This window comes from Bradyrhizobium sp. UFLA05-108 (assembly GCF_059803455.1).
Window position 1 is genome coordinate 29,829 of sequence record NZ_JBANAZ010000076.1, and the last position, 11,517, is coordinate 41,345.

The 11,517-nt window shown below is 56.8% G+C and carries 5 protein-coding genes; 3 read left to right on the forward strand and 2 right to left on the reverse strand.

Features of this window, described 5'->3' with window-relative positions; all coding sequences use genetic code 11:
- The first annotated feature begins 620 nt into the window (after nucleotides 1-620).
- The 3 genes from SO140_RS37750 (at nucleotide 621) to SO140_RS37760 (ending at nucleotide 7,970) form a co-directional block, all read left to right on the forward strand.
- Nucleotides 621-6,191 carry a trifunctional serine/threonine-protein kinase/ATP-binding protein/sensor histidine kinase gene (locus tag SO140_RS37750; protein ID WP_498543834.1) on the forward strand — a complete coding sequence of 1,857 codons (5,571 nt, stop codon included), beginning with the start codon at nucleotides 621-623 and terminating at the stop codon, nucleotides 6,189-6,191.
- 1,103 nt (nucleotides 6,192-7,294) lie between these two features.
- Nucleotides 7,295-7,540, forward strand: a complete 246-nt coding sequence (locus SO140_RS37755) for a GSU2403 family nucleotidyltransferase fold protein (RefSeq protein WP_498543835.1) — start codon at nucleotides 7,295-7,297, stop codon at nucleotides 7,538-7,540.
- Nucleotides 7,541-7,547: 7 nt separating this feature from the next.
- The gene (locus SO140_RS37760) at nucleotides 7,548-7,970 is read left to right on the forward strand and encodes a GSU2403 family nucleotidyltransferase fold protein (RefSeq protein WP_498543836.1); all 423 of its coding nucleotides are present in this window, start codon (nucleotides 7,548-7,550) and stop codon (nucleotides 7,968-7,970) included.
- 815 nt (nucleotides 7,971-8,785) lie between these two features.
- On the opposite strand, the gene SO140_RS37765 is transcribed toward SO140_RS37760, so the two are convergent.
- Both SO140_RS37765 and SO140_RS37770 read right to left on the reverse strand, forming a co-directional pair.
- Nucleotides 8,786-9,727 (reverse strand): dihydrodipicolinate synthase family protein, encoded by a 942-nt coding sequence (locus SO140_RS37765; RefSeq protein ID WP_498543837.1) that lies wholly within the window; start codon nucleotides 9,725-9,727, stop codon nucleotides 8,786-8,788.
- Between the two features lie 204 nt (nucleotides 9,728-9,931).
- Complete coding sequence (locus tag SO140_RS37770) at nucleotides 9,932-10,375, reverse strand: hypothetical protein (RefSeq protein ID WP_498543838.1); 444 nt, start codon at nucleotides 10,373-10,375, stop codon at nucleotides 9,932-9,934.
- Nucleotides 10,376-11,517 lie beyond the last annotated feature (1,142 nt).

The following is an 11,517-nucleotide window of genomic DNA, read 5'->3' on the forward strand; positions in this document are numbered from 1 at the left end:
CATTCTCAATGGAAGATGACCTCAACGCTTGAGAGCGGCGAGGATGTAGGAAGCGGGATGCTTTTTGGGTAAATTCAAGGCTCTCTGGATGCGGCCGGATCGGCCGTGATAGCACTCAGACCTTTGTCAATCCGGGACGTGCAACGCATCTAGCACATTGGCTAATCGGCTTCGTCGCGCACTTTGTATCTCCTCCAGACATCTTGCGGGGAAACGTTCGTGGTGTCGCCGCATCAAGACCGAATTCACGTGTTGTCCGTGCTCAGCTCTCGCGATCGCACTCGCGGCGCCTTGAAAGCGGCATTGGGCACTCGTCGAGCGGATCACGTTTGGATTGCGCATCAAGTCGTGTCCCTTGCGAGAGCGGTGCAAGCGATTATGAATTCTTGCGGGCCGCAATCGCCTCATGGTTGTATCTCAAACCAATGCGAGAAGTGGGCGAATGGCGCACCGTCCTTGCGTTTCTGAGGGCGGCTTCCTCCCGTGCAGGATTAGCGTCCCACCTCGGATCGCTACAGATAAAGGGAGATCCGAGAGGCTCCTCAGCGAGCAGAAATTGTCATGTTGCGTGATATATGGCAGGTTCTAACTGAGCGTAATATCATCGACCGGACGGTCGAATGTCGCAGGAAAAGCCGCCTCAGTTCGACATGGAAAGACATGACGATTCGGCGGTCCTCTGGGAAGACGGTGATTGCGTCTTCTGCCGCGCATGGCGTCGGACCGCAGATGGTGACCGACAACCAGTTCTAATTGTGCGACCGGCTACATTGCATCCTCCGCGTGCTGCGCTTGACCGCCTGGCTCATGAATATGAACTAGGGGAACGGCTCGGGGGGAAATGGGCGGTGCGGCCCCTGGAGCTAGTCCGCGACGGTGGCCGAACCACTCTGGTTCTGGAGGATCCGGCCGGTGAACCCCTGGTTCACTTGCTGGGCGCACCTCTGGAGTTGGACTGCTTTCTGGGACTGGCGGTTAGCATTACGGCAACTCTCGGTAGTATTCACCGGAGCGGCTTGGTCCATAGAGACGTGAAGCCGGCGCATATTCTGGTGAATTGTCCAGACGGAGAGGCCCGGTTCACCGGCTTTGGTCTTGCTTCGCGTCACCCGCGCGAGCGGCAGGCGAGCGAACCGCCCGAGTTCATCGCGGGCACACTGCCCTACATGGCGCCCGAACAGACGGGACGAATGAACCGTTCGATCGATTCCCGCAGTGACCTCTACTCACTTGGCGTCACGTTCTACGAGATGCTCACAGGTGCCTTGCCGTTCGCCGCGTTAGACCCAATGGAGTGGTTCCATTGTCATATCGCGAGAAAACCAATAGCACCGAGCGACAAATCCGAAAGCATCCCGGAGCAGCTCTCCCAGATAGTGATGAGGTTGCTGGCCAAGGCCGCGGAGGATCGTTATCAGACGGCCGCCGGCCTCGAGCACGATCTTCGGCGCTGTCTCGTCGAATGGTCAAGCTACCGATGTATCGAACCATTTGAGCTAGGCGAACAGGATACACCAGATCGCCTGCTGATCCCCGAGAAGCTCTACGGGAGAGGCTCCGAGATCGAAGCGCTGCTCGCCGCTTTCGATCGAGTCGTCAAGAGTGGCGCGCCAGGGTTGGTACTTGTCGCCGGCTACTCCGGCATCGGCAAGTCGTCCGTCGTCCATGAGCTGCATAAAGCTTTAGTGCCCTCGCGCGGGGTCTTCGCGTCCGGCAAATTTGATCAATTCAAGCGCGACATTCCCTACGCGACGCTAGTTCAGGCGTTTCAGGGTGTTGTCCGGCCTCTTCTCGGCAAAAGTGACGCTGAGCTCGCGATCTGGCGCAACGCACTCCTGGATGCGCTTGGTCCGAACGGACGGCTGATGACAGACCTAATTCCCGACCTACGGCTGATCATCGGCGAACAGCCTGCCGTTCCGGAGCTTCCGCCCCAGCAAGCGCAAACTCGATTCCAGCTGGTATTTCGCCGGTTTGTCGGCGTCTTCGCCCGCCAGCACCATCCGTTGGTGATCTTCTTGGACGATTTGCAGTGGTTCGATGCGGCAACACTTGACATGCTCGAGCATCTCCTGACAGAGGCCGATTTGCAACTGCTGCTCATCGGTGCGTATCGGAGTAACGAGGTTGATTCCAGCCATCCTCTGAAACGCAAGCTCGATAGCATTAGCAGCGCGGGCAGGAACGTGGAAGAGATCACGCTTCTGCCACTCACCCCCCGGCATGTCGAGCAGCTGGTCGCGGATGCATTTCGCTGCGAGCCGAAGCGCGCAGCACCACTCGCGCAGCTGGTTCACCAGAAGACTGTGGGCAATCCGTTCTTTGTCATTCAGTTCATTTCTGCACTTGCCGAAGAGGAGCTGTTGACCTTCGATCACAACGCGGCGCGCTGGTCTTGGGATCTCGAACGCATCCACGAAAAGGGGTACACCGATAACGTAGTGGACCTGATGGTCGGGAAACTCACCCGCCTACCAGCCGCAACGCAGAACGCGCTACAGCAACTCGCCTGTTTCGGTAACATCGCCGAAACATCGGAACTTTCAATTGTTTTCGGGACTTCCAAGGCGCGGGTGCACGCGCTTCTATGGCCGGCGATCCATCAGGATCTAGTCGAGCGGCACGCAGACACGTACAGCTTCATTCACGATCGAATTCAGGAGGCGGCCTACTCGTTGGTCCCGGAGGAATCGCGCGCTCCAGCTCATCTGCGGATTGGCCGGATGCTCGCGGCACATACATCTCCGGAGAGCCGTCGCGCGGCTATCTTTAATATTGTTAATCAGCTCAATCGAGGTCTGTCCCTAATAACCTCCAGTAAGGAGCGGGAGCAGCTCGCAGAATTCAACCTGATCGCCGGCCAGCGTGCCAAAGCGTCCGCAGCTTACGCATCTGCGCTCACATACCTGATCGCAGGTATTGCGCTGCTCGCGAAAGACTCGTGGCTAAATCAACGCGACTTAACCTTCGCACTGGAGCTGAACCGGTCCGAATGCGAATTCCTGACCGGCGAGCTGGATGCCGCGGAGGAGCGCCTATCCGCGCTTTCCAGGCGTGGTATGGATGCGGTCGAACAAGCCAGTGTAGCCTGCTTGCGAATCGATCTGTATCTAACGCGCGGCGACCTCGAGCGCGCGGTGGCGGTGGGTCTCGATTATCTCCGCGGCGTCGGGCTTGAATGGTCGCCACGTCCAACGGAGGAGGAGGCTCTATCCGAATATCAGCTGATGTGGTCCAAGATCACTGATGGCCAGATTGAAAGGATAGCAGATCTGCCTTTAATGAAAGACGAGACGTGCCTTGCTATTTTAACGGTCTTGACGCGGATCCTTCCTCCCGCGGTATTTACTGATGCCAACCTGTCCACGTTAGTCATATGCCGAGCGGTGAATCTTAGCCTCGACTACGGCAACTCTGATGCTTCGTGCGCACACTACGCTTGGCTTAACAGGGTCTTAGGTGGCCGCTTCGGCGATTATCAGGCGGCTTATCGATTTGGTCTGCTCGCCTGCGATCTCGTCGATCGTCACGGGTTGAGCCGCTTTCAGGCTCCGGTCTATCTAGCCGTCGGATCGACTGTGATCCCTTGGACCAAACACCGGGGCAGTCGCGATTTGATATCGCGATCGTTGAAGGCGGCCACTGAAGTCGGCGATCTCATTTATGAGGCCTACAGTCTGGCCCATTTGACTTCAAGCATGATAGCCGAGGGCGATCCTCTGGAAGGTATACAGCGCGAAATAGAGAGAAACCTCGCCGCCGCTCGTAAGATGAAGTTCCGCTTCGCAGCCGACATTATACATCTGCAGCTTGGACTCGTTCGCACCATGCGTGGCCTCACGCGCACATTCGGCTGCTTTGATGACGAAGAAATTAACGAATTGGCTATCGAGCGCTCGCTCGAGCAAGGACCGCAGGCACCCGCCCTTGGTGCTATTTATTGGATCCGTAAGCTCCAGGCGCGTTTCCTAGCCGGTGACTATGTCGCTGCAATCAATGCGAGGTCAAAGGCAGAGCCTCAAATGTGGACCATACCGACAGAAGGCTCAACAGCGGAATTCCACTTCTACGGTGCGCTGTCTCACTCTTGCCATTGCGACGGTTCAGCCGCGAGTGAAGTACAACTGCATCGAGATATCATAAGCGCCCATCACAAACACCTTCAGGCGTGGGCGATGAATTGCCCTGAAAATTTTGAACACCGAGCTGCTTTGGTTTCAGCCGAAATCGCACGGATTGACAATCGTGACGCAGAAGCAATGCGCCTCTACGAACTCTCCATACAATCCGCAGCGGTTAATGGTTTTGTTCACCATGAAGCGATCGCCTGCGAACTTGCGGGGCGGTTTTATGCTGCGCGTGGGTATGAGAGGATCGCAAAGACATATCTGAGAGATGCACGCTTCAACTATTTGCGTTGGGGAGCGGATGGCAAAGTGCGTCAACTTGGCGAGTTGTATCCCTATCTGAATGAGGAGGATGCAACTCGAGCCTTGTCCGGCACAAGCATAGGGGCGCCGATTGAGCATCTCGACCTTGCTACGGTGATCAAAGTCTCGCAGGCGGTTTCTGGTGAGATTGTCCTGCAAAGGCTCATTGATAAGCTCATGCGCACCGCAATTGAGCAGGCCGGTGCCGAGCGAGGTCTTTTGATTTTGCTCCGTGGCAATGAACCGCGGATCGAAGCAGAGGCGACAACGGCCAGTCAATTGCTTCTTGTGCATATGCATGAGCAAGCAGTGACCGCGGCAGCTCTCCCAGAGTCGGTGCTCCATTACGTCATGCGCACCGGTGAAAATGTCATTCTCGATAATGCCGCCGTCCAATCTCCATTTGCTAACGACCCCTATATCCGCGCACGCGGGTCGCGCTCCGTTCTGTGCCTTCCGCTAATCACTCAAGCCAAGCTCATCGGCATGCTCTACCTCGAAAATAACTTGGCGGCTGGCATCTTCGCGCGGGCCCGGAGTTCGGTGCTAAAGCTGCTTGCCTCGCAAGCTGCGATAGCGCTCGAAAACAGCCGTTTGTACCGTGATGTTCAGGAACGTGAAACGAAAATCCGGCGCCTGGTCGACGCCAACATTATCGGAATCTTTTTCTTCAGCCATGAGGGGGACATCCTCGAGGCTAATCATGCCTTTCTCGAGATAGTTGGTTACGACCGAGAGGATCTCGTCGCGGGCCGGATACGCTGGAGCGATCTAACTCCGCCAGACTGGAAAGAGCGCACTGCGCGCGCTCAGACAGAGATCCATTTTACAGGAGCTGTCCAAGCTTACGAAAAGGAGTACGTCCGAAAGGACGGTACTCGCGTCCCGGTGCTGATCGGGGCGGCCGCGTTCAACGAGCAACAAGGTGTCGCTTTTGTCGTCGACTTGACCGAACGCAAGCGGGCGGAAGCCGAAGCCCGCGAAAGCGAGCGGCGGTATCGCGAGACCCTAATCGATCTCGCACACGCCAATCGCCTCACCACAATGGGACAACTGACCGCCTCGATTGCGCATGAAGTCAACCAGCCGATCGCGGGCGTCATCAGCAACGCCGGGGCCGGGCTAAACTGGCTCAATGCTCAGCCGCCTAACTTAGAGCGGGTGCGGCAGACATTCGGTTTGATTATCAGAGATGGTACGCGAGCTGGAGAAATCATCGATCGGATTCGCGCGCTCATCAGGAAGTCGCCTCCACAGAAGGCCTCTTTGGCGATCAATGATGTGGTACTTGAAGTTATAGCCATGACTCGCGCAGAGGTGATGAAGAATAGTGTCTCAGTGCAAACGCAACTCGGGGAAGCCTTGCCGCTCATTCTGGCGGATCGAGTTCAACTCCAACAAGTGATTATCAATTTGATCATCAACGCAGCCGAGGCGATGAGCGGAGCAAAGGAGGGAGCGCGGGAGCTGTTGATTAGCACAGCTAGATCTGACTCAACTGGCGTACTGGTCAGCGTGCGAGATTCTGGTCCAGGATTGGGCTCGAATAGTGTGGAGCACCTCTTTGAGGCCTTCTACACCACCAAAGCGCAGGGTATGGGCATGGGCCTAGCCATCTGCCGTTCAATCATCGAGGCCCACGGAGGCCGGATGTGGGCGAGCGCGAAAGAGGCTCGTGGCGCCGTCTTTCAGTTCACGTTGCCTATAGAGCCGGGCGATACCGATCCCGCTCTACATGCCGATGGAATACCAGTTGCATGAGATGCGATGGGGGCGAAAAAAGAGTCTCGGCAAAGTCCGATCGCAAGCGTCCATGCGGCTTCCAAAACAATCCTGCCCTTGCTCGGTCGACCTTGCCGCCGGGATAAATTGCAGGGGGCCAGTTGGAGCGAATCGAGCTACGTTCCGGCAACGAGGTTTGGCGGGCGTTCCACATTTTCACCTAGCGTTGTCGCGGACCAAGTCTCAAGGGATTTAGCGAAGCCGTCGCGGTTTCGTTGCGCGCGATCGCCGCGAACGCGCAAAGAGAAGCAAAATGCCTTGCGCTTTGGCGCGAATCAGGTGGTGCTGGCTCTTGCGTTCGTGCTTGCACAGCTACAGACGACGCTCGAGGCTGTCGCATACGCGACCAGCGCCAACCCGGATCTGGGTTGGACACTCCATCAGCCATGTTAAGTGCATCGCTCGCCCTGCCGTTCGGATCCGGCATTCCCATCCGGTTTATCGTCTGGACGAACTGCTGCCTAGAACTGGAGATTCCAGGCGTAGGCTCATCCCGACGAGGCCGCGCCAATCTTCCTCTTGGCTCGTGTTAAAAGAAAGTACTGGTTGTCAGACCGGTTCACTTCTCCGCGGACGGACTTGGTACGAGCTCTCTTTGATAACTAAGTCATTGAATATATTGTGTATTACGTTATTTCGCGATTTTAATGTAACGGGCTTACTTTATTCCATTGGTTATACTATTTCCGCGAAAACAGTATAACGGGGGCCTGCCATGCGCAAAGCCAACGATATTACATACCAGACGCTCTATTCCGAATTGGTCCAGCGCAGCCTCGACGATAGCTCCACCTCCAGTTCTCTTCGAACGGTCGGTTCGTGGCAGTCGAGGTCAAGGGCAAGAAATATTGGTACTTCGACACGCCCAGGCCCGGAAGGCGGCGGCCAGGACCGCCGCTATGTTGGTCCGGTGGACGATTCCGAAATCACCAAGAGGGTCGAGGCGTTCAAGGATTTGAAGGCCGACCTGAAGGGACGTCGCCGTCTCGTCTCCACATTGACGCGAGAGGCCTATCTGCCGCACGCCTTACCAATGACTGGCCAAGTGGTGGAGGCGCTGGCGAAAGGCTGGCTTCTTCCGCATGAGGGGAGTGCTTGTCGGCACAGTTGCCTACCAATGCTACTCCGCCGTGCTCGGCAGGCGGCTCGATGCGGCCGCGATGCAGACCGGCGACGCCGACTTTGCACAGTTTCACGAAACCTCGGTCGCCATCAAGGACTCCATGCCTCCCATTCTAGAGGTGCTTCGACAGGTTGACACGACCTTCCCGGAGGTTCCGAGCCAGGCCGACGGAAGGGTCTCCACCCAAGTTCGTATCGAGGGATAACTCCAAGGTGGAGTTCTTGACGCCGAACCAATGGTCCGATGATCAGGCGGGCAAGCCTGTCCCGATGCCAGCGTTGGGCGGGGCGGCGGCACTTCCGCTCCGTTTCCTTGACTACCTGATCCACCAGCCCATCCGCGCGGTCCTGCTGCATGGTGTGGGCGTGCCGGTTCTCATTTCGTCGCCAGAAAGATACGCCATCCATAAGCTCATCATCGGATCTCGCCGCAAGGAGGATCGCGATGCGACCGCAAAGAGTTCGAAAGATCGGCTTCAATCCAGATCGATCATCGAGGCAATGATTGCGAACCGGCAGCACGCTGATGTCGCCGCCGCGTTTGCGGAAGCATGGGATCGCGGCGATCAATGGAAAGCCGCAATCCGCACCAGCATCGCGACGATGACTTCCGAACTTCGCTCCGATCCGAACTAGAGAAGGGCATCACGCAGCTTGGGTTGGACCTGGCCCAATGCGCAACTAAGCTCTCCGAAGGGGAAACTTTTACAACGCGATCAAAATGAGTTGCTGATGGCAGCCGAGTAGAGCCTCGATCCGCAGGCGCCACATCGCTTTCGGCCGCAATTGCGGCGGCAGCTTTAGTTTGGCCCCAACGTGATCGGTTCGGCCATGGCTGCACCGCCGACCATGATGTAGCTGTTGGCTTGCCGATCACGCCAACGATCATCGATCGTGACCTGGGTACCGCGGGTGTCATCTCCATGACTATCAGTGGTTCGATGTGCTGCGCGTAGCTTGCAGCTCGTGGGCACAGGTAAGGACTTCCCCATCAGTTTCCCAAAAACGTGCGGTGCAAACGCAACTTGCGGAAACCTTGCCGCTCAGTCTGGCGGATCGAGCTCGTCTCCAACAAGTGGCTATCAATTTGATCATCAACGCGGCCGGGGCAATGAGCGGAGCAAAGGAGAGAGCGCGGGAGCTCTTGATTAGCACGGCTAGATCTCGCTCGACTGGCATACTGGTCAGAGTGCGACATTCTGGTCCAGGATTAGATTCGAATACCTGCTTCAGGCCTTCACCAAAGCCCAGGATATTGGTATGGGACTGGCCATCTGTCGTTCAATCATTGAGGCCCAGGGCGTTGGACGGGCTCTCTGGTGAACGGAAGTTGTGGTGACGTCGAGGTGCCCTTTGCATCCCGCATTGAGCGGCGATGTACGCGCGTGTAGGCGGCGCGCCCGATCCAGGATACAGCAACCGAAGGTAGATAATCTTTTCTGCTGTGTTCTTTACACCGGATCGTGCGCACTCTTGTCGAGCAGACCGGCCTCGATCATCCCCTGATGAATGCGCGTGATCTCCGATCGCTCAATCTTCACCAGCGGCGGGCGCACTACTGCGCGCGGCAATTTACCGCACAGCACCAGCGCTTCTTTCATGCGGTTGTGCATGTCGACAAATGGATCAGCGTAGAACACTCGCATCAGCGGTTCGATGCGGTTGTTGAGCTGCCTTGCCTCGACGAAGTCGTTGCCCTTCACCGCGCGGAATAGGCGCGCTTGCAATTCTGGGATCACGCTGCCGGAGCCTGACAGCAATCCATTGCAGCCGAGCACCAGGGAAGATAACAGCCAGGCACTATGCGTGGTGAGCACATTCACGGGCCGCGGCAGATTCTGCAGCGTGCGCACGTGCCACTCGTGATGCGGCACGTTGCCGATCCAGTCCTTGATGGCGCGGATGGTCGGTACCTCCGCGCACAGCTTCAGCAGCGTGTCCTTCGGATAGCCTTGACCGGTCGCGAGCGGATACTGGAACGCGATCAGCGGCAGGTCGGTCGCGTCGGCGATGCGCTTGAAATGTGCGAGCACCATTTCCGGCGACTGGCCGAGGGTGAACAGCGCCGGCGGGAATACCAAGAGTGCGGAAGCGCCGCCTTGTGTTGCCATGCGCGCAACGCGCGCCGCCTCAAGGCTGCCGTCGGCCCAGATGCCGTTGATCAGCGGCAGCTTGGTTCCGATCTCGTCCTGCGCGATGTCGAGCACCCGGCGCTGTTCGTCGAAACTGCAAGAGCCAACCTCGGTCGAGTGCGCATTGACGGTGATGGCCGAGAGGTCTTGCACAGAGGCGACGTCTCGAAGGTGCTTACGGAAACTCACCTCGTCGATGGTGAGATCTTCATCAAATGGCAGCAGCACCGCCGGAATCACGCCGTGCGGGACATAGTTCACATGTCGGGGCGTGGCCCGCCTCCTATTCCTCATTATTTTCCGGCGTGAGCAAAGCAAACCGACTCGGAACCGCGGAAATGGGCGCCGAATTTCTATCCAGATTCCATGCCGTCTCGCGTGACCGCCAAATTGTACTGCCCGCCTTCAAGGCAGGCGAATTCCGACGAGAAGCGGCTGACGGCGGCGCGCATAAGGCGCGCCATCTTATAGCATGTCGGTAAGGATGGCCGCCAGACAGACGAAGGCGACACCGTTTGCAAACCGATCGCCAGCTTCTTGACCAAAATCAGTCAGTTGTTTTCCATCAGGCCGTAGCCGTTCCTTTGGCAGATAGAACCGATAGGCCCCCCAATCCTGGCTCGCCCAGCAGCATCGAAGAGCTGTCGCCACCCGAGTTGATACCCATCCTAAAAATTCCCAACAAAAACGTCGTATCCAGCCAGTTGAGCGGCGATCTAAGTAAAAAAAGTTTGGCCGCTCACCTGCAGAAAGCACGGCTCCGTTCGGCGCCACGATATAGAGCCAAGCCCAAGACAAATTGCATGCCAGTTCGATTGCTGACCTGCCCAAACTCTTACGGATGATGCGCCCGGGGTCTTGAGCTCGAATGAGCGCCTCCACAATATCCATGATGTAGATGCGGTACATCAATACAATGAATTTTACCAACCTTGTTGGATGTCGCATAAGAAGACGTCGGTTTGGAGAAAAGCCTCGGTCCCATCAGAATGATTATCGATCTTTGCCTAGGCGAGGAGAAACATTTTGGGTGTACGTCAGGCATCGAGCCACGCGCTGCAGTCTGGCCACTCACCTAGTGCCGCGCGGGTTCGGCGCGGCCGGCACCGCCCAAAGGGTTGGCCGTTGTTCTCCAAATCCTTGTATCGGGCCGAGCATTAGGCCGAATTCCTTGGACTCTGGTTCAATTGAACAGAAGAAAGAAACGCCAAATTTTGCTCGGAACGGACATTGGCCTTTTGTGGCTTAAGGTTAGCGGCGAATGCCCTCGCCGCAAATGGACCATCGGTGGTAGCCTCCTGCTGCCGATGGAAGCCGGCGCGATGTTAGCAGCGTCGCTCCTCCCTAGACTGACTTTGCCCGGCCACTGAATGTGGCCGGGCCTCTTTTGTGTGCCGAGCGTGAGGGACAGCGTTGAGGCGGAGGTTTCGTAAATAAGCTATGCGCTTCGTTCTAACAGCAAGTGGCACCTCTGTTGTCGAGTTGGTCCTCCATGAATGAATCTCAGCGCAGCCAACGATCATGAAGTTCATTTTGGTAAATCACAGGACGCCAAGCAGTTCGACTATCTGCGCCGAGTGTCATCGATGCTTGGAGACAGGTTACTTGCGAGATATGTCCACGCGACAGCCCTATTGTGACTACGATTGTTATCTTCGTTACCGGGAGAAGATGCTATGCGTCCCATGGCTTGCGATAAAATGCGGCATCCATCGGCTCGCGCATGACTATTCGAATTGCATCGAAGCGGTCGTTTGCTTTGCTGTTTTCACGTGCTGGTATTCGATCGCTCTTACCGAAGGCGCGCTGCGGCTTGGGGAAATGGGACTGCTGAAGCGACCTCGCGCGTAAGCGTGCATGAAGATAACAGCACATCGCTGAGCCGAAATCATCAATCTTCTCGAATAGTTGTTTAGTATCTTGGGCGATCGCGTGTGCAGAACAATGAAGCTGCGTTGAAAGTTATCTTTGAGGTTGGGGGATATTGATCCGCATGTGCGGGATTGTCGGCATTCTCGGGCTCGAACCGGTTGCAGAGCAATTGGTGGATT